17 protein-coding genes are annotated in these 19,811 nt (G+C 57.1%); 5 read left to right on the forward strand and 12 right to left on the reverse strand.

The window, feature by feature from the left end:
• Window positions 1-10: 10 nt before the first annotated feature.
• The 6 genes from kynU to HDE79_RS17445 all read right to left on the reverse strand — a co-directional run bounded on the left by kynU (window position 11) and on the right by HDE79_RS17445 (window position 6,670).
• Window positions 11-1,306: a kynureninase gene (gene kynU / locus HDE79_RS17420; RefSeq protein WP_184603810.1), complete on the reverse strand. Its 1,296-nt coding sequence runs from the start codon at window positions 1,304-1,306 to the stop codon at window positions 11-13.
• A 185-nt stretch (window positions 1,307-1,491) separates the two neighbouring features.
• Window positions 1,492-2,016: a hypothetical protein gene (locus HDE79_RS17425; RefSeq protein ID WP_184603812.1), complete on the reverse strand. Its 525-nt coding sequence runs from the start codon at window positions 2,014-2,016 to the stop codon at window positions 1,492-1,494.
• A 613-nt stretch (window positions 2,017-2,629) separates the two neighbouring features.
• The gene (locus tag HDE79_RS17430; RefSeq protein WP_184603815.1) at window positions 2,630-2,815 is read right to left on the reverse strand and encodes a hypothetical protein; all 186 of its coding nucleotides are present in this window, start codon (window positions 2,813-2,815) and stop codon (window positions 2,630-2,632) included.
• Between the two features lie 120 nt (window positions 2,816-2,935).
• The gene (locus HDE79_RS17435) at window positions 2,936-5,044 is read right to left on the reverse strand and encodes an FUSC family protein (RefSeq protein WP_184603817.1); all 2,109 of its coding nucleotides are present in this window, start codon (window positions 5,042-5,044) and stop codon (window positions 2,936-2,938) included.
• 164 nt (window positions 5,045-5,208) lie between these two features.
• Window positions 5,209-5,772 (reverse strand): elongation factor P-like protein YeiP, encoded by a 564-nt coding sequence (yeiP, locus tag HDE79_RS17440; protein ID WP_184603819.1) that lies wholly within the window; start codon window positions 5,770-5,772, stop codon window positions 5,209-5,211.
• A gap of 130 nt (window positions 5,773-5,902) precedes the next feature.
• A complete protein-coding gene (locus tag HDE79_RS17445; protein ID WP_184603821.1) occupies window positions 5,903-6,670 on the reverse strand; it encodes an SDR family oxidoreductase in 768 nt (255 codons plus the stop codon).
• Between the two features lie 242 nt (window positions 6,671-6,912).
• On the opposite strand from HDE79_RS17445, the gene HDE79_RS17450 reads away from it, so the two are divergent.
• From HDE79_RS17450 to HDE79_RS17460, 3 genes are all read left to right on the forward strand, one after another.
• Window positions 6,913-7,248 carry an RcnB family protein gene (locus HDE79_RS17450; protein WP_184603824.1) on the forward strand — a complete coding sequence of 112 codons (336 nt, stop codon included), beginning with the start codon at window positions 6,913-6,915 and terminating at the stop codon, window positions 7,246-7,248.
• Window positions 7,249-7,288: 40 nt separating this feature from the next.
• A complete protein-coding gene (locus HDE79_RS17455; RefSeq protein WP_255488491.1) occupies window positions 7,289-7,627 on the forward strand; it encodes an RcnB family protein in 339 nt (112 codons plus the stop codon).
• Window positions 7,628-7,951: 324 nt separating this feature from the next.
• Entirely contained in the window at window positions 7,952-8,146 is a 195-nt protein-coding gene (locus tag HDE79_RS17460) for a hypothetical protein (protein ID WP_184603826.1), read from the forward strand.
• A gap of 599 nt (window positions 8,147-8,745) precedes the next feature.
• Here HDE79_RS17460 and HDE79_RS17465 read toward each other — a convergent pair.
• The 4 genes from HDE79_RS17465 to HDE79_RS17480 form a co-directional block, all read right to left on the reverse strand.
• Window positions 8,746-10,599, reverse strand: a complete 1,854-nt coding sequence (locus tag HDE79_RS17465; RefSeq protein ID WP_184603827.1) for a hypothetical protein — start codon at window positions 10,597-10,599, stop codon at window positions 8,746-8,748.
• A gap of 12 nt (window positions 10,600-10,611) precedes the next feature.
• Window positions 10,612-13,221, reverse strand: a complete 2,610-nt coding sequence (locus HDE79_RS17470) for an ATP-binding protein (protein ID WP_184603829.1) — start codon at window positions 13,219-13,221, stop codon at window positions 10,612-10,614.
• The gene (locus tag HDE79_RS17475) at window positions 13,221-14,534 is read right to left on the reverse strand and encodes a hypothetical protein (RefSeq protein WP_184603831.1); all 1,314 of its coding nucleotides are present in this window, start codon (window positions 14,532-14,534) and stop codon (window positions 13,221-13,223) included. Before HDE79_RS17475 ends, HDE79_RS17470 begins: the two co-directional genes overlap by 1 nt.
• Window positions 14,535-14,888: 354 nt before the next feature.
• On the reverse strand, window positions 14,889-15,164 hold the full coding sequence (locus tag HDE79_RS17480) for a hypothetical protein (RefSeq protein WP_184604151.1): 276 nt from the start codon (window positions 15,162-15,164) through the stop codon (window positions 14,889-14,891).
• A 105-nt stretch (window positions 15,165-15,269) separates the two neighbouring features.
• On the opposite strand from HDE79_RS17480, the gene HDE79_RS17485 reads away from it, so the two are divergent.
• Window positions 15,270-15,464 (forward strand): hypothetical protein, encoded by a 195-nt coding sequence (locus HDE79_RS17485; RefSeq protein WP_184603832.1) that lies wholly within the window; start codon window positions 15,270-15,272, stop codon window positions 15,462-15,464.
• Window positions 15,465-15,644: 180 nt separating this feature from the next.
• On the opposite strand, the gene HDE79_RS17490 is transcribed toward HDE79_RS17485, so the two are convergent.
• Together HDE79_RS17490 and HDE79_RS17495 are read right to left on the reverse strand one after the other, a co-directional pair.
• Entirely contained in the window at window positions 15,645-16,787 is a 1,143-nt protein-coding gene (locus HDE79_RS17490) for a DUF3800 domain-containing protein (protein ID WP_184603834.1), read from the reverse strand.
• 814 nt (window positions 16,788-17,601) lie between these two features.
• Window positions 17,602-18,618: a hypothetical protein gene (locus tag HDE79_RS17495; protein WP_184603836.1), complete on the reverse strand. Its 1,017-nt coding sequence runs from the start codon at window positions 18,616-18,618 to the stop codon at window positions 17,602-17,604.
• Between the two features lie 599 nt (window positions 18,619-19,217).
• Between HDE79_RS17495 and HDE79_RS17500 the strand changes: the two genes are divergently transcribed.
• The gene (locus HDE79_RS17500; RefSeq protein WP_184603838.1) at window positions 19,218-19,517 is read left to right on the forward strand and encodes a hypothetical protein; all 300 of its coding nucleotides are present in this window, start codon (window positions 19,218-19,220) and stop codon (window positions 19,515-19,517) included.
• Window positions 19,518-19,811: the final 294 nt, after the last annotated feature.

The following is a 19,811-nucleotide window of genomic DNA, read 5'->3' on the forward strand; positions in this document are numbered from 1 at the left end:
GAATCGTTTCTTACTTCGCCCACTCCCGCACTGCTTGAACAAACGCCAGGCAATCCGTGAAACGGTTGTACAGCGGAGCAGGCGAGATACGGATGACATCGGGTTCGCGCCAGTCGCCGATGATGCCGTGGTCCATCAGGTAATCGAACAATGCGCGGCCGCGCTCGCGGCCACCGACGACGCGGATGGAGAGCTGCGCGCCGCGGCGGTTGGGATCGCTGGGGGTCACGATTTCCAGTACGCCAGCAAGTTGGGTATTCACCAGCCACTCGAGATAGCCGGTGAGCTGCAACGATTTTTCGCGCAGCGGATGCATGCCGGCGCGACGAAACATGTCCAGCGATACGCGCAGCGGCGCCAGCGAAAGAATCGGCGGGTTGGACAGCTGCCAGCCTTCCACACCGTGGATCGGCACGAACGCCGGACCCATCTGGAAACGCGTGGCCTTGTCGTGACCCCACCAACCGGCAAAGCGTGGCAACACGGCATCGGCATGACGCTCGTGCACAAAGGCGCCGCCAACCGCGCCGGGGCCGGCGTTGAGATATTTGTAGTGGCACCAGATCGCGAAGTCGACGCCGCTGTCGTGCAATTGCAGCGGCAGGTTGCCGACGGCGTGCGCCAGGTCGAAGCCGACCGCGCAGCCGTGGCTGTGTGCCAGCGTGGTGATTGCCTTGAGATCGAACGCCTGGCCGTTGCGGTACTGGATGCCGGGTAGCATCACCAGCGCGATGCGCGAGCCGTGTTCTGCCAGCGCGCGTTCGATCGCGCTCATCGATAGGAGGCCGTTCGGTTCGTCAGGCTCCAGTTCGATCAGCGCGGTGGCCGGATCAAAGCCGTGGAAGCGGACTTGCGACTCCACCGCGTAGCGATCGGTGGGGAAGGCACCCGCTTCGATCAGGATCGCGGGGCGATCCTTGGTCGGGCGATAAAAGCTCACCATCAGCAGATGCAGGTTCACGCCCAGCGTGTTCATAGCGACTACTTCGGATGGCTTGGCGCCGACGACCAGGGCGAGGTCGTCGCGTAGGTAATCTTCATAGTTCAGCCACGGCTGGCGACCCTTGAAATGGCCCTCCACGCCGAGCTCAGCCCAGTAATCCAGCTCGGCGTTGACGGCGTCGCGCACACCGCGCGCCTGCAGCCCCAGCGAATTACCGCAGAAGTAAACGCTGTCTACCTTTTTACCGTCAGTACCCTCGTGCGGCGGGATCAGAAATTCGTCGCGGAACGCGCGCAGCGGGTCGGCTGCATCGTGGGCTTGCGCCCATTCGGCAGTCGCCTGGTAATTGCTGACGTCATGCATTTCGGATGTCCTGTGGTTTTTGCGAGAGCGCCTGCAATGGCACTCGCTTGGCACACTGCGGCGACTTTAACCGTGATCGTTTTGATGATGAAGTGAAAGCGTGAAGTGAAAGCGGCCGCTGGCGTTGTCGCACGTCAACGAATGCCGGCACGATACGCCGGCATCAAATCAGCATCGTCGAGGCCTTACTTGAGCTTCGCGGCAATCCCGTCGCAGCCCTTTTCGAAGGCAGCCTTCCATGCCGGACCGGCGGCGCTTTCCGAGGGGCGTAGGCAGCGCAGCTGAATCGCGTTGCCGTCCTTGAGCCAGTAACGCTCGCTGTAGCTGTACTGCGCGCCGCTTTCCTGCGCCGTGTATACAAACGTATTGGGTCTGGGCGGCACCGCTGCTGCCTTGTAACCGGGCAGCGTCAGCGCCTTCGCGGAGGAGGTACTCACGTACTGCTGAAAACCGCTGATGTCGCCAACCTGCTTCACCGTCACGGTGACGCGGGACAGGCTGACCTTGCCGGTGGCAGAGGTATCGGGCACCTGGAATACGTGCACTTCCGGATCGCCCTGGGTGTCGAGAATGTCCACCCAGTCATCCGGTGTGTGGAACTGCACACTGCCGTTGGCCATGCTGACGTCAGCGGCGTGTAGCGTGCCGGCCAGCAGCAGGGTCGCTGCGAGGGCGATGATGCTTGAAGAAATGGTGCGCAGAAAGCTCATGCTGACTCCTGGAAAGTGCGGCTGGATCATGAAAGGCCATGGGCACGGCGATGTCGAATCCTGTCTGGCGATTCCGGCTTGGTGTCATGAAACGACGCCAGTCACGATCGATGCCTCAATGCCGACATCCGCGTCAACCCCAGCGCATAAGGATAGTGGTTATCGAGCTTCATCTGTTCGATGCCGGTCATATCCAGTCGCCGCCGCTTTCCCCATGCGGCGCGTCCCGCCATTCCAGGTCGCACACAATGCACGCTCGTGTTCGCCACGATCACTCAGAAAATCTACCTGCAGGCTGATGCGCTCAGCCTGATCCGCAGCGTGGTTGTCGAAGTTGGCCTTTGAACCCGTGTGTCGGGTCACGAGAACGAATTACGTGACGTCGAGCTGGCTCGCGGGCGCGCTGCTCTGCCGGCACTGCTAATGCCAGTTCGCGCACTTGCAAGGCGTCCTGCCAGCGGTCGGAGAGCTCGGTGTCGTCGGCATCGCTGATGGCCTAGGGCTACGGGCCCAGTTCGCATCTAAAGACGAGACTGGCCTCGGCATCGGCGCGGACGCGCCAATCGCGCATCAGTCCCTGCCAACAGCCAGAAACTGTTGCGGCTAGATGCGCCTAGCTTCGCGTACCGATCAGTGCGTCCGCTGCTTGGCCTGGTGGCCGGCGCAGGTAGCGGCTAGCGGTTTTTACCAATGGCACCAGCAGCATGGCGCAGCTGGCCAGCGGACTTTGTGTGATCAGATAGTGGTTTGCAAAAGACGCGCCCAGCAACTGGGTGGTCTGCGTAAAGGTCTTGAACATAGTGGTGGCCAGCAGAGATGGCTATATAGTGAACTTAAAAGTTCATTATATCCAATCGTTTTTTGGATTCTGGCGACAGCCTTTAACTAACGTTTAACCAGCGGGCGACCGATTGAAGTATCAGGAGTGCGCATTGGGATGCAGATCTGGCGTGTATTCAGTCCCAATGTGACTGCGGCCCAGCACGTGCGCGAGCGTGTCGACATTGTCGACCAGGCGATCGCTGATGCGCTTGAGCAGATCGGCGTTGTGCCGGTTGTCGGCCATGGCGAGCAGAGCGGCCAGGCTGCGCTGCAGGGTGCGCAAATCGGAGGTTAGCTGCAGTGTGCGATCCTCGCGCAGCGCGGTGGCGATTTCCTGCAGGGCGATGGCTACATGATCGACGAAACCACTGACCTCGCTGGATTCTGACATCGCGTTGTCATTGTCGATCACCGCTTCCAGTGTCATTGCGGTGCGTGCCAGCCGGTTGCCGTTGGCGAACAGTGCCGTGGCCAGGTCCAGCAGGACGACTGGCGCGCCGGGTTCGGCGCGCATGCGATCCAGCGACGCCTGCGCATTGGTACGCGCAGTGCGCGCCGCGGTACGTGCTTCGCGATGGGCGTCGCGGAGCATTGGCTGTGCCAGGGCGCGCAGGTAGTTGGCGTAGGCATCGAGCATGTCCGACAATGCGGCGCGCACGCGGCCTTTTTCCCATGTTGGCCACAGCAGGTAGGCAAGCAGGGCCATGCCGCTGCCGAGCAGGGTATTGATCACCCGATCGTGCACTGCGGCGCCGGAGTTGACGCCTTCAAAAGAGAGAAAAATCACTACCGTGCCGGTGAGCGCGGCTACGGCGGCGCCGTAGTGTGCGGTAGCGAGATAGCGGAAGGTCAGGCACAGCACGGCCATCAGAGCCAGATGCGTCCACGGCTCGTGCGGTGTGATGTGCAGCAGCACCGTGGTGAGCACCAGACCGAGAATCGTCCCCACCACACGCAGCAGGCCAAAGTTGAAGGTGGCGGCAAAATCCGGTCGCAGCACGATCGCGGCGGTCATCGGCAGCCAGTAACCGTGTGGCAGGTGCAGTTCGCGCGATACCAGCATGGCCAGGCTCAGGCAAACCGCGCTGCGGATGGCGTGGCGGAAAGCCACCGACTGTGGTGTCAGGCTGGCGCGCAGTGTGGCCAGCGCCGAGCTGCTGCGCAGCGCGGCTGGCAGTGGTGTCTCGGCGGCAACGGCGCGCATTTCGCCTTTGCTGCCGGCCCAATTGGCATTACGCACTGCCGCGGCCAACTGGCCGGACAGTGCGTGGATATGGCGGGCGAGACTGTCGGGTGGCCCATCGCCACCAAGCAAGGCGGTTTCGCTGGCCTGCAGGGTCTGCAACATGCGCTCGGCCTGCTGCGGGGGCTCGCCTTCATCGAGGGCATCGGCGATGGCGGCAAGCACGCGTGCGGCGTCGTCGCGGAACATCGCATGGATGGTAGCGTTCGCCCGCAGTTCGGCCATCGCCGTCAGTTCCAGCCGTATGCGCTCGGCCAATTCCAGCAATACCCCGAAGGCTTCCATCGCGCGACCGCGCGCGTGGTGGCGGCCGAGCAGGGTGTGCTGCAACGTTGTCATCGCTCCGGTCAGCGCAGGTACGTCGGCGTCGTCGTAGGTTTGTTGACGTGCCAGCGTGGCCAGGCCGCGATAGACGGCGGCCAGTGCCTGCCGCTCGGGCCGATAGCGTTGCAGTGGCCATGCAGCGACTGAGAACGCCATGAGCAGCATGCCACCGCTGAAGATCAGCCCGGCACCGAGCAGCGCATGCGGCAAGGTAGTGGGCGTATAGGTGGTGACCACGAGCAGGATCATGCTGGTCATGCCGACGCGGGCGATATCGACGCCGAACACCACCAACAGCCCGCCGAAAAATCCAAAGATCATGGTGGCGAACAGCAGTGGCAGCAGTTGATCGCCAATCAGGAAGCCGCATAGCGAAGCGATTGCCGCGGCGAGCGAGGCCAGCAGCAACTGCTGCATGCGTTGCCGATACGGGCCTGGCTGATCGGAAAACATCGTATTGAGCGCGCCGGCCGCAACGCCGATGCCCACTTCCGTATATCCCGTGGCCAGGCCAATGCCAAGTGGCAGAACCACTGCGGCGGTATTGCGTAGCAATACCCACAGCGGCACATCCGGCCGCTTCGCCGTGGTCAGACTCTCCAGCATTTTTCTGCTCAGCGAGTAGCCGGTTTTGGGCATGGTGCGTCGATGACTCAGGTGGCTGAGCAGTGATTCTGCATCACGCAGGCTGAAGCTGCTGCGATGGTTTCGCGTATAGGTCGGATGGTGCGCTTCGGATGGCACTGATATGACGATGGCGCCTTGCAGAGCGCGGCGCCATCGTCATCGATCGAATGCAGCGATCAGGCGCGACCGGCGAACTCACCGGTGAGCGTGCTGACCCAGATTTTTTCATCATTGCTGATGTACTCGGGTACCTGCACTTCGATGCCGGTGTTGAGCTTGGCCGGCTTGTTGCGCTTGGTGGCGCTGGAGCCCTTCATTTCTGGCGCGGTATCGACGACGGTCAGGATCACGCTGGACGGCACCTGCAGGCCGACGGGTGCTTCGTCGATCACCTGCACGTAGTAGCCCTCGATGCCTTCGACGATATAGCCGGCGTTGTCGCCAACCAGTTCGGGCGACAACAGATATTGGGTGTAATCCTCGGCGTCCATGAAGACGAATGCGCCGTCATCCATGTACGAGAAATTTGCAGCGCGGCGCACCAGATCCATTTCGCGCAGCTCGTCATCGGCGCGCAGGCTGAGGTCGAACTTGCGACCGCCGGGAATCGAATACAGCGTGAAACGAAACGTGACGTTCCCACCACGTGCACTCGGTGAGCTGCGTTCGATATCGCGCACCTGATAGACGGTGCCGTCGTTTTCGACCACATTGCCTTTCTTGACGTCGGAAGCTTTCATGGGAAGTAACTCAGCGGCTAGGGGTTAGGGGTGAGTGGCGAGGATGTGCCAACGGATATTTTTGTTGTGGCGGTGTTCGGGACGATAGCCGAATGGAGCGTTGCCTCGCCCCTCGTTTCTCGTCCCGGCTTTATTTAGCTTGCATCCGCACCGCACCATCGAGGCGGATGGTTTCGCCATTGATATAGCGGTTGCCGAGAATAAAGCCGACGGTATCGGCGTACTCATCGGGTTTACCCAGTCGTGACGGAAACGGAATGGATGCGGATAGTGATGCCTGCACCTGTGGCGGCATACCGTCGACCATCGGAGTCCAGAAGATGCCTGGTGCGATGGTGTTGACACGGATACCGACGCGGGCCAGTTCGCGCGCCAGCGGCAACGTCATGGAAACGACGCCCCCTTTGGAGGCGGCATAGGCAGCTTGGCCGATCTGGCCTTCGTAGGCCGCGACGCTGGCGGTGTTGATGATCACGCCGCGCTCGCCATCGTCACCCGGCTCATTGTTTTGCATCAGTGCGGCGCCGGCCTTGGCCACGTTGAAGCTGCCGACCAGATTCACCATCACCGTGCCGGTAAAATTGGCCAGTGGCATCGGGCCTTCCTTGCCCAACATGCGACCGGAACCAAGGATGCCCGCACAATTCACCACGACGTTGAGACCGCCCATGGATTCGTGTGCGGCTGCCACATTGATCACCACACCGTCCTCGGAAGTGACGTCGGTGCGGAAAAATCGTACGGCGTCGCCCAATGCCTTTATCGCGGTTTGTCCCTTGTCATTGTCGATGTCAAAAAGCGCAACCTGAGCGCCATTTGCAACGAGGTGTTGGGCTACCGCGTAGCCCAGGCCGGACGCGCCGCCGGTGATGATCGCCTTGACCTGATCGAGTTGCATGCGGACTTCCCTGATGAATCAAACGGGCATGGTAGCCGACTGGCGTGGCGTGGCGAAGCCGCTGGCGTGCAAATGTGAGGTTGTCTTCACTGAAATATTCACGCGCTATTGAGTGTTGAACCGCGATGGTCGGCTCTTGGCTCACCGAGTTTCTTCCGCTTTATGAATTTGGTGCTGCAGCGCAACGCAGCTATCGCCACATTATTTACGTTCCATCGTCGTCACATCAGTAGGAGTGCGTCATGCAAAAGCAATTGGGTACATGGCTAGTCATCGGTGCCTTGATGATGTCCTGCGCTGCCAGCGTAACGGCTCAGCCCCAGGATGATCATGGTCAGAACCATCAAGCTCAGAACCACCAGAACATGTACGACCGTGGCCGCAGTGAGGGCTGGTACAAAAAAGGCGGGCATGTCCCTGCTGAGTACAACGGCGGCTCCTACGCCGTAGATGACTGGCGTGGACAACACCTTCGCCAGCCACCGCGTGGCTACCACTATGTGCGCAGCGACAACGGTGATTTTCTGCTGGTAGCCATTACGACAGGTGTGATCGCGAGCATCATCGCCAGTCATTGATGCAGTGTTTTCGCCACTGTCATCCACTTAGGAGCGATCCATGAAGAAATCCACTATGAAGAAATCCCTGGGAACGCTGGCTATTTGTGGCGCCATGATGATGGCCAGCGGATCGTTGCTGGCGCAGTCCTACGATCATGACCACGATAACCATCCGCATCACGAAATGTACGACCGAGGTCATCAGGAAGGTTGGTACCGCCAGGGTGGTCGCGTGCCCGACGACTATCGCCATGGCAACTATATCGTCAGCGACTGGCATCGCGAGCACCTGCGGCCACCACCGCGTGGCTACCACTATGTGCGTAGCGACAACGGTGATTTTCTGCTGGTAGCCGTTACGACGGGTGTCATTGCGAGCATCATCGCCAGTCATTGACGCGGTCAGCTCTATCTCAGCTCTATTATCCTAGGGTCATCAAAGAAACCCCGCCTTGTTGGCGGGGTTTCTTGTCTGGCACGCCATTTGGTAGCAAATGCCCCAAGACAGTCAGGGGCAATCTCACAAGGATTTCTTGGCGAATCGGGCAGTTAAGGGTCGACTAATCGATCTCGGCCTGATTCGCCAAGGATGGAGAAATGAGATGATCCAGACCACGCTGTTTGAGCTGGAGCTCACATGGGGGCAGATGCCCCCCATGAAGGCTTGATTCAAGCAGAGTAGGATCGCCCCACAGCCTGTTCCTTGTTCATGGAGTCCGACATGCGTGAGTTCCTGCTGGGCATACGCGACGGTTTTCGCAAAGGCAAGGCATCGCCGTGGAGCGTGGTCGTGGCCGGCTATTTCGCGCCGTTTACGGGTCTGGCGCGCACGATTCATTTATGGATCGAACAGGCCATGGATGAGGCACAACGCCAACACGATCAAAAGATCACCGATCAGCACAGGGACTCTTGAATGGGCTCAGCTAAGACCTTGTGAGCCCGTTTTCGACACCGGCACGCTACGCCGCGGTCGTTCGTTCGTCGATCCCACCAGAGCGCATCCTGCACGCTCCACTGCTGCAATGCGGTGCCCGCGCGCAGGAACCTAGTTAGGGGCTTGGCGACCAGCCTGCACCTAGCGGTAGTCTCTCCGGATCGAGCACCCTCAAGAGAGGCCATGCTGCTCGCTCTCTTACAGGGTTCACTACTGCCTATATGGGATTGTGTGAGACACCAACGGTACGCCACCAGCGCTACATGGATCTTATGCCGTCCTCGTGTCTGGCTGCCCAGCAAACGCAGGAACTGCCAGATGGAGTCATAGAGGTGGCGGGTAAAGCCACTCTTCATGTGGTCCATGCGCCCGCAATGGGAGGGGCCATCCAAAGAGCAGTTGGTTCAGCTATTACGTACGCTAGCGTGCCGCGCGGATGCTGCCGGGGAGATTCCGTGGGATTATTAGCGCGGCAACGCGCACTTCGCACCTGACTTATCGGCTTGGAATCTAGGGTACGTGATGTGAGGAATCAGGAGTAGTAAAGCGGGGAGCCGGGGGCTTGGGCGTATGGCGCCCTAGGCCTTCTTCTCTGTCACCGCGCTTCTATCTGCCACGTCAGCTGACAGCGCGTGTGCCGCGGCGCCGGGCGATACGAGGGCCGCCTCGGAGTTGGACGCCGACGACGGCGTTGTTCGGCGTTGTTCGGTGAAGTCAAGATCGTACGCTTCTCTTCCCACTACGGCGAGATAGTTTCTGAGCATGGCCGCCGCGTAAGAGGCACGAATGCGTCCGTCGCGTCGCAGCCCCCATGTAATGCGTGCGCCGAGGCGTACGTCATCACGTTCCGATGGCTCCTTTCGCTTGGCTTTGGTTGCCGTCGACAGCCCCCCTCGCCCGCCGAATGTGAGAAGGTATTTGGGATCCGCTAACGGATCGATCTGATTACCACGCGCGGGGGGCGCATTCAGGATGCTATCGCACTGTCGCTTGATCTTGCCGTGTTGGATCTCGAGGCCCGGGAGCAGTACGTGCGCAGGCTGGTTTTGCTCAAAACAAACGCGACCGTCGCTGCGGTAGGAAGCGAGCTCCAACACCGTCAGCTGGACGAGCGCCACCTCGCCGAAATCGCATGCGTACTTCTGGCCGTCGAGTTTGAAAGGCAAATGAGGCTTCTTGATATTTTTCTTGTCTTCTTCCTCGGGTGGCACCTCGACTAAGGGGACAAAAAACGCCGTTGGCTGGCGGCGATGACCGTCTCCCCGCAGTTGAACATCGCAGGGTTGGCCAAGCAGCACATAGCGGCGAAGCTTTGCATCCGCCGCCGTGAGTTCGAAGGGATCAAACGAGAAGACGTCGCCCGAGGCGAGAGGCGAAAGGCCTTCGTTAATGAGCGCGGGTTCTTCCCAAATTTCCAGCCGCCGAAAGAGGCTGAGGCTTTCTTCTACCTGGCCATGGCCCTTAGGCTGAAGTTCGATTTGACGGAGCTTCCGCATGCGCATCGCGCTGGCTTGGGCAATGGGACTCGACGCGAAACCTTTGCGAATTGAGGTGGCCATTTGGGCCGTCACTGCACGTTCCACGACATTTAGTTCCGACAGGCCCTCGCCATAGCCCATTTCGACAATGTATTGATCCAACTGCTCCGGGGCCAGCCCGTAAAGGGTTTCTTGGGCAGTGGTGTACGCCGCTTCCAGCTCGGATTTCATGAAACCCAGCACGTGGTGAAGGCTGCGTCGAAGCCCCGCACGCTTGATCGCAATCCGCAACGACTCTTTGATCACACCATCATCGGCGAAGTCGCCAAAACGCCCTTTTGCAATCACGCATACAGGCGGGATATTGACTTCGTCCAATCCCTTGCGTAATTGTTCCCGTAACTCCTTCTCTAGCTCGGCTTCCGTCGCCGTCGTGGCCTCATTGGTGAGCAAAAACACCGTGCCCTTGAAGGTCTTTTCCGACAATAGGCGAATCGTATCAAGCCCGGCCCCTTGGTCGCCGAGGCCATTGTTCAAGTCGACGATACAGCTCACTTGATCGGTGGGCGTTGCGCATAACGTCGCTAGTTGATCGCCAGCTTGCGGAAAATCCCAGCAATCGTCCTGTGCGATGCTCAACAACTCCCGCATCTTTTGCACGAATACGTCCCCAAACTCGCGGACACCGGTGCTTTCGGCGATCTTGTCCAGCAGCGCCGTGCGAATCGTGGCGGTGCGTTCGACGCTCGCCTGCTCGATGAAATCGCGCAGCGCCTCTCGTTCAACATCAAACTCGTTGAGCGTAGCGGCGAGATCCGCTATGCCCAATTCCGGCACCAGATGCTCATGCTCACGTAAAGCGCTAATGAGCTGCGCGCGACTGGTGCTGAAAATGTCGTCGATCCAGACGGTTCGGTTGATGCCCAGAACCGCCAACGCTTCTTGTACTTGCATAGTGACCCGTCCTTAGCTCCGAGCGTCAACAGCACTTAAGTTGACAACAAATCGATAGAGGCGACCGTGACTGTTGCGTGCGCCGTCCAAGTAAATTTCGCATCCGTCCAAGGCCAAAAGCTGTCGTGAAATGAACAGCCCAAGGCCTTGCCCCTGTCCGCCCTGCGGCTTGGCGGAGACAAACATGTCAAAGAGTGACGCTTCATAATGCGGCTCCACCCCCATGCCGGAATCGCTCACCACAAAGCCCGACGGGGTGGTGACAATCTCGATAATCTTGCCTCCCGATAAATCACCGGTCATCTCCGCGCGATTCAGCCAATAGATGCTATTGCTGACTAAATTGTCGACGACCTGCAAAAGCCTCGCCTGGTTCATGCGGACGGTGAGCGAATCGTTTTTTCCTGCGGGCTCTACCTTGATCTGATTGCGCTCGAATCGTGACCGCCGTGCCTCAACGTATTCCTTAATAAACGTGAATACATCAAAGGTGTCTTTCATCGCGCGCGTGCGCGGAAGCATGGGGTCCAATAGCGACGCTTGTCCGCTAATCGCCGTACACGAGAGCTTGATGGCCCGTATATCGGCCTCATAATCTCGCGTAGATGGCGGCACTTTCCGGCGCGTGAGCGCTTGAATGGCCGCAAGGCGCTTTCTTATTTCCGTCAGATGCGTGCGCAACTCATGAGCCAGCCCCCTTGCGCTCAGTCCGATAGCCGCGCTTTCAATCAGCGATGTGACTAACTCGCGTTGCTCTTTTTGATCCTCGCGAATGCTGCCAATGGCGTCCGCTGCCGTTTCGGTATGCAAAGACTGCTGGAGTTGAGCCACAACGCCCATTGCGCGCTCGGCAATGGCGATGGCACGCGCCGCTTGCTCTTGAGCCGGAGCACGGTGGCCGGCGAGAGCATCGAGTTCTTTCTGGATACCGAGTGCCGAATCGCCAGCCGTTTGCCGAACAGAATCCGCCGCCTGAATGATCCGCTCGACACTCGTTACCGATTGTGCCGGCGTTAGGGGGATGTCTTGAACATTTTTTTTGAGCTGTTTCGCGCACTCATCGACAGCTCGGCGGATGGATTCCAGAGCCTCGTTGGAGAAGCTAAGACATACTTTGGCAATCGAATGAAAGCCACGATAAGCTGCGTTTTCAATGAACCCTTCTCGATCTGATTTTTCGACCAGGCGGTAATTATTTTGACCATTCAGCGCAAAATAACCAACCGTGTTATTGAAGCGCATCCCATAGGTGCTGCCAGAGGTCATGCCTTCGGACAAGCCCAGCCAATCGCTGCTGGACCTAATGCGAAACCCATCGCGCAAAAGGCTGATGCCCGCCATTTTGTCGACCATCGTTTTTAGCGCGACCGGGTTGGCCACGGCCGCCTCGCGAAGATATTGCCGATCGATATGGAAGAAATAGAAGGCCCCCTCGAACGCGCCGGGATCCTCGATAGAGGCCTGGGTATCGAGCATGAACTTCGACCAGGGATACGTTCTTTCAAATTCCACAAACCAGCCGTCGGGTACGTTGGATTCGATGTGGTAACCCTTCGTGCGCGAAAAGGTATTTAAGAATCGAACGAATTCCTCGTCGGCATTGTTCCGCCCAAACACCCGTGCAGAGCGCACCCGCTGGTCTTCCGACCGCGACGTAGTCAGCAACGACTTTTTAAAGGCAGCGCGGGCCACCAGTCGCTTCTTGTCCTGGTGCATCTCCCAGCGGAACGTAAACTTCGCCACGGCCGACTTGAGCAATTCGTCCGTTACTTTGACCAACGAATGCTCCACGCCATCGAACTTCAAACTAACGGGGAACGTCGAGGTCGATTCAAAGGGGGATATCAGCCCCGCCAGGCTTGCCATCAACTTGTCAGGTCGGTCAGCGCTTCGCCAATTCGGCAAATCGTGCAACCCAAACACAGACACGCGGGTACCTTTGAATCCCTCAACGTTCGGCGTATTTCCCGTCACCACCGGAACCAAGTCAATAGACTCGGCTATTTCGCAATCCTTCCAACGAAAGTGCGCGTGAGCCATATCATTGGTCGGCAATTGCGCCGATTCGACGCGGAGAATATCGCCGATTTTCATCGTGCCCAGCCGTCCTAGACCTTTGTCGCCCAACGGGGTTCGTCCCTTCGTCGTGGTCTGCTTGGGTCCCAGGCCCTGAACGCGTTTGCCCGAACTGCTGACGACCAGCCAAGATTTGTGAATATTTTCCTCGGAGATGCCGTCGCCCGCATCGGCGATTGTGACACGCCCGTTGTACGTCAGTGTTCGTGTGACGCGTTCCGCGGAATCCAATCCCCCCAGGTCAGGTTGACCGGACTGGGTGCGTGTCAGCGCGGCGCTGACGCCTTCGGCAGGTTCCAAAAAGGGCTCCAGCCATTCGCGAGGACCGGAGTCTTCAATCGTCCCGACCTCCGTGGTATCGACCTCAATCAAGCAGCCCGGCGAGTCGGCGTCATAAGCATTCTTGACGCACTCCAGAATGGCTTGCTCGACGTCGGTGACCAATTCCGAACCCAGTTGAATGATCACGCGCCCCGCGATCTTGATGTGCGCGTACTGCTCGGGTCCGCCCTCACGCGCGGCACGTCCCTCGGTATTGTCACTCACTACGCGAACTCCGCAACCAAGGTCGTTTCAGCATTGATCAGTTCACCGATCGAATTGCGATTGGGCATGCGCTTGACCGGAAGCTTTCGCTGAATCGAGGTCACGCACCGACCGCCGAGTGCCTCGACGATGTCGCGATTAATCGCGTCGAAGGGCACCTTCAGTCCTGCGGCATTGCGATTGCCGGTAGTCATCACCCAATGGGCGCTTCCCAATGCTTTGGAGTTTATGCGATGCAACGATTCCCAATAGTCGTACATAAAGCAGGACACTTTACGGACGTCGCGGTTGTCGCGTTTGGCTTGCCGGCTGAAACGCTTGTAGGTAGGCGACACCTCCATCATTTCGGCATGCTTTTCTTGTGCATCGAGCACCGAGCCACCCAGACTCGCCGCATCCAATGCGTGAGTATTGGCCAATAACTTATCATCGACACCGCCGGGCAAATCTTTAGGGTCGATCCAGTTTAAGGCTAAGAACGAGAATTGCCCGTAAGGAATTGTGGTGACGTTGTCCCCATAGGGGGGCGACGTTACTAATATCTGGTGCCGTGTTCGACTGGTTGGGATTTTTGCCGTGCGAATGTCACCGCAGATGATGCGTGCCTTAGGAGTTTTTCTTCGCGACTGTGCGAGGATCTGCTGATAGTCTCTTGTGCGCTGAAGCGCCTCACGCAATGTCAAGAAAAAGACCTTGCGTATCCGAGACACGTCGACCATCTCGGCATCGGGACGAACGTGGAGTTTGTAGGTGCTTGTCCGGCTGTTGGAGCAACGACGAATGGTGTCCGCGAACGCGACCCATAAAACTTTGCGCGTGCCGACATCCTCGACGCGCATGATGGCGCGACGGATTTTCGAAAAATAAATGGCGCTCTCTTGACTAAACCATTTGGCGCGCCCGGCGAAATCAACATCGATCGTCATCTCGATATCACGTGCCAGGTGATGGAGGACAACTTCGACGCCATGCTCAACATCCGCGCGCGCATCGACTGCAATTTTTGCCTCGCACACCATGGCCGCAAGCGGATTGATATCGATGCCGACGAAATCGAGCCCTCGAATGAGCGCTTCGGTCATGACCGTTCCGGAACCAACAAACGGATCGGTTACGCGACACGGGCCATCTATCTCGGCCAACACGACATCCAAGATGTCCCCTTGCATGCTCGGGATCATCATCGCGGGATAGCGCAGAAGTCCATGAAGATTGGGTCGCGCGTCGCGTCCAATCGTTGCCCAGCTCGGGGGCTGATGGCTGGCCAGTCGCTTGACCCGTGCGGCGAGGGAGGCCGGCGCTTTCCTTTTCATGATCGCTCTCTCTCTATATTAAGGGTACTGGGCGAGGTACCGCTCGGCTCATGGTAGTACTGCGGCCTGGCAAAACACCAGGTATATGGCGCAGGGCGTCCAAGGACCCCATCGGCTGCGCCGACACGCGCGCGTAGTGTGCTCACGGTTCGCCTCGCCGCCAGACTGGAAATAGCCAATCACGCTGCTGATCGACCGATGCTCTGTCATCGCAGTCTCCTTGCCAGCGTGCGTGCATCGCACTGTTCCCTTGAAACCGCGCGTTGCGCGCGGTGCATTTCTACAACTACCGTTACGCGGAGTATTTCGTCAACGGGCAGATTCTGGAGAGCTGAATTGCTTTAGCAGTGCGTCTCATCGATTCTGCCACAGGCGGCACCACAAACCCATATCCGGTTCTCTGGTTCCGACCCGCTCGGGGAAGGCCTGCACTTCGGGCCAGTTTCGAACGCCGGGGAGGGCAACGATGAGATCCAGCGCGTGGCTATCGCCAATGGTGTGGTTCGATTGCTGCTGCAACAAGCCCCGCACCTGCCCAGCCAGCAGCTTTAACTGCTGAGTCTCCGTGATCTTCTCCTGGGCACTTCCGATGCACGCATCGCGAGCCGCCCATAGAATAGAAGGCACCATGGTGAGGTCAGCGAATTAACCACCTTCGTTAGTGAATCTGGACTCTAACCGTCCCGCCAATCAAAATGACGCACGTCTACTCAATGCCAAGAAGGAGCAGTCGCGATGAATGAGATTCTAGCCACCATCCGCCAACGCTTCGTCAAGGGCCTCCGTGAAGCGCCCTATGAGTTTTTTGCACCGATCATCGTAGCCAGCCAAGGTATTCGGCTCGGTCTTCGTATCATTACGAGGCAACTGGACACTGCCATGATAGACGCGCGGGAAAAAGCTTATCGTTCGAAAAAGCATAAAGAATGATTTGCTAAGCGTCTCTCTCTACGTCTATGCGACGCCGTTTCTCGGCAGCTTGTTGACCTCAATTCGGGCGTTTCACACGGATCTTGGATATCCCTCGTGTAGTCGCTGAAAGATTTGTGTTGCCACACGCCGGGATAGCAGTATTTGAATGCCGAAGCCGATCCGCCTAGATCGGCGACGCTATTGCGCCCGAGCAATGCCCCAAAAGAACCGCCGATGCTTTTCGACATCGTCGTCGCAAATTGTCATGTGAATGAAGCCATCGCTGATTCGGTCCGCCGCAACTATGGCGCGCTTGAGAGTGGCGACAGTAGTGCGCTGGGCAGCGTTCAGACCTTTCATGTCTGCAACCATGGTGTCGTAATCCACTGTGTTGATGTAAGTCCAGTACTTGCCGAGCAGCCCGGTGACGACATCCGCGACCTGGATGCCGGGGTCGGCCTTCGAGTCGAGGAAGGTGTAGCCAGTGTAAGGTACGCCACTATCCTTCAGTGGGACGTTGGTGAGGCGTTCGGCGACGACATCTTCCTTGTCGAGGAAGTGGCGAGAGTCCTTGAATAGACAAATGACGTGCCGATAAAAGCCGTCAAACCCCGAGATGAGCACATGACGTTCTTCATCCTGGATGAACTCAAGGACCGCATCGTCCATGCTGTCTTGTAGAAGTTCGATCAAGCGCGCGGCTTCTTCGGCCGATAGCACGGGACCGCTGGATTTAACCACGTCCACAAGCCGTTCAATGAAGGCTCTCGTCGCACCGGGGGCAACGTCAGGGTAATCGGCAGAGAACAGTAGTGCCGAGGTCGCCGCGAGGTCACGCTTGAGGACACGGTATAGAAAATTCTTGTATTCGCGTGCATGTACAACCCGCGCGTCATCGAGCCTGTTGACCAGAATCGAATCGATGATGTCGACGACTGACCAGTAGACGACATCGACGACACTAAAATGGACGTGGATGTTCCGTTGGGTGAGCCATTTGAGGAAGGTTGGCAACTTTTTCGAGGATAGGAGATCGAGGAAGTCGCCCTTGCCCAAATGCTTGAGCTTGAGTTCCTTGATGGTGGTCTGGAGCTTCAGTGATCGAAGCAGCGCGGTCCAGTCCGGGACGACCGAGGGACGATAGACCACGCCGCCGAGTACAAAGCTCTTCGGCTCAGGATTGTTTAGGCCAGTCTCCGTCAGCAGGAGCTTGCGGATGTTATTGGTTTCGTCATGATAGAACGTATAGGTGCCGTCAACCCCGCGAAGCGGATTACCGTAAAGGATGGTGGCCTGAATGTCGTTGACGTCCAATTTTAAATCCTCTGTCTCGATGAGCATGCATATTGCCAACGAACTGACCATTCGTTGCCAACACAGTTGATCAGAGTTGGCATATCACTTGACCGGCATCGCCAAACGGCTAACCACCTGACTGAAGGTCGATTGCCACCCGAAGCAGACGTTCTACCCATTCGCATTCCGGCATCATCCCTCCCTGTCGCCTAAAGGTTCAGCACTATGCGTTGGATGGCGTTTTGCAATCGATCAGGAGGCGCGTCGACGCTCCATCGCCGGGAACTTGGGCATCCGGACTGCCTGCAGCTGCGGCATCTCGGTAATCCGCATCATCTCGCCCTATGAGAAACCTTACAGGCAAAATCGTCCAGTTTTCGCCGCTTTGCCCAAGGTGTTCGCTCCGCGCCGCGTGAGTTTTTCGCGCCGTTAGTCGTTTTGTGGCGTGGCGTTAGGTTCGTCTTAGGCCAGCTTGAAGATGCCATGCGTGGGCCTGAGCTGGCCAGCACGACCGGAAGGTTGACAGTTACTAAGCCGCTCACCAGAGGCCTTTCCGCTCGACGCACCTCGACCCTGGTCGCTCGCTTGAGACATGGGGGTTTCCTATCATCCGTAGGACAGATCTCTTCAAGCGGCCTGGATCAAGAACTCGCTGGGCTTGGCCACAGGCTGCACTTATATGCATGCCGGCACAGTTCGACCAGCCCGTAGTGCTCCATCATTTTGAAAGTGCGCGATAGATTGCTCGGCGCAAGCAGCAAATCAGAGAGTTGGAACATGAGGCAAGTCTTTTTACTATCGAAGCACCAATGTCTTCCGTTGTCGCGTAGATCAGCCTATCTAGATTGCAGCGTAACCTCTAAAGTTGTTTCAATGGGACTTGAAAGATATGTGACCTAGTGATGCCTGTCTTTTTTGTCCCGAAAACACCAAATACGCCTTCTAGGATGAGATCCACTCTCAAGGCCGTATAGCCTCGCTCAATCAGTTTCTCGCGAACTGATTTAACAGCAATAATGTCTTGACTAACTATTTCACGATTGTATTTCTCTTCACTGAAAAAGTGCTTTATGAGAGCCGCCTCAGTAATTAGCGCTATCGAATCTCGATCTAGTTCGTCATCCGTCGTGTTGGTTATTAAGGAAATGGGGCCAAGGCTTTCCTTCATAATTGAAGATTGCTCGATATCCATAAAGTATACAAAGGCAAACTCATCGCTCTTAAGGTCTGTGGTTATCTCGCCCCATTTATTATGATTTATCGCACGATTTAGCACGCTGCTTTTGCTTTTGCCGACGTAGAGAATTTCTATATCATCAAGTAAGTACCAGTCGAACATATGAGCGAGATCTAAGGGCTGAACAATGACGCGCCGAGAAGTATTGCCATTGCCAATACTTTGATAAAGCATGCACTCTATGTAAAGCCGCGTTTCATTGGATAAATCAAGATCTATTCGACTTCCACGTCGATACTTCTGGCTAGACGAAAGGTGTGATTCCTCCTTTATGGCCCAGGCGGACATGACTCTATCAGCCCAACTTCGCCATCCATCATATTTGTGTGTTACTCCAGATTTTTCGAAAAGTAGCTTTGCGATGTTGAACATAACGTCTTCTGTACGACCACCTACTAGGACTTTACCGAGGATGCAAAAATCATCTATTACCCGAAACGAGTCGATCACGAAGGACATCTTCTTTGTTTTGGCGATCATATAAACAGTTGATTTCTTTCGATGGAAATCGCTAAATACATTCTTATCTGGTGCAGAATAAAGCGTGTCCTTAGCTACGGGCTGAAATTCACGAATGTAGGAAACAAACGCTCTTTCGGGATTTGGATTGCCGAGGTCGATAGGAGACGTAAATTTCAATTGTTCCATCCTTACCGTTTGTTGAGTCCACATGAGAAGCGATCGTCAACAGAACCGCCAGTGCGCTCGTGATCTAATACGACCATTCAATGTCCTCCGTGCTTCGTAAAGCCTAAACGCTTGAGATAAGCGGCTGCTGCCGCGAAGAGGTTCAGTCTATATCGGCCGGCGAAGATCGAAGGTGCGCAGAATTTGTGTCGGGGCTGAGATATCGCAATGAACGGTTATTAGCGCCCTCTACGAAACGGCATTTGAGTGTCGATATATCCCTTATATCCGACCCAACCCCTTTTGTACCGCCGACACTTTGCCGCTCAACGACACTATTGCCGATTTATGCTTTCTGCGGCCGGCCAACTTAAGCTTTCAGCTACAACCGTCGACGTGAAAGCTTCGAATGTGAAGATTGCATCAAAAAGTACTAGCTCTCCCCACATTCAATTGGCATGTTTACGTAAAACGCCATCAAACGGCTTAAGAGCTGTCAACGCTTTACGTGTTTAACGTATTCACTTAAAAATTTATTAATATCAAAGAGTTGACAGATACTTGCGCTAGTCACTACCTTCCGTCTCATCAGTCTGAATGGAGGACCAGTCATGACAACAGATGGCGACGCGCTTTCGCCCATGACTCGTTATCTCCTCGACGAATATGGCGCGACCCTATCTTCAGCCGCCGTCGCCAAGCTCCTGGGTTTCAACAATCTCAACTCCCTAGCGCAGGCTCGACGACGAGGGCACGTGCCGATCCGGATGTTCCAGCTACGCGGACGGCGCGAGTGGTTCGCCACAGCCGCCGATGTTGGCGCGTGGCTCGATCAGCTTGGTACTGCGTCGAGCGAAGAAAGCCTGCCGGTCGCTATACCGTCGTCGCAACGATCGGGCGTTCCCCATTGAAGGCATTCGCTAAAAAAATTTACAAAGGAGGCGACATGACGACGTAGCGTCAGTTAGCAAATCCAGGCCTTGAAAAGCACGAGGCCCAGGGTCCCCTGGCAGGGATTGTCCTGAGCCTCGCGAGATGCAGTTTTGAAGCGCTGCAACTCCATAGTAGCTTTTCTTATCCCCGCGTCAATCCCCGATGGGGTGAGCGCGCGCGGAAGTGTGCCTGGTGGGCGGCTATCGCCGCCCCCACCCGGGGCCACCCTCTTTTGAGGGCGTATCCGCCTTTTGACTCCCATTGGGAGACAT

Source organism: Rhodanobacter sp. MP1X3, assembly GCF_014207165.1.
Lineage (GTDB): Bacteria > Pseudomonadota > Gammaproteobacteria > Xanthomonadales > Rhodanobacteraceae > Rhodanobacter.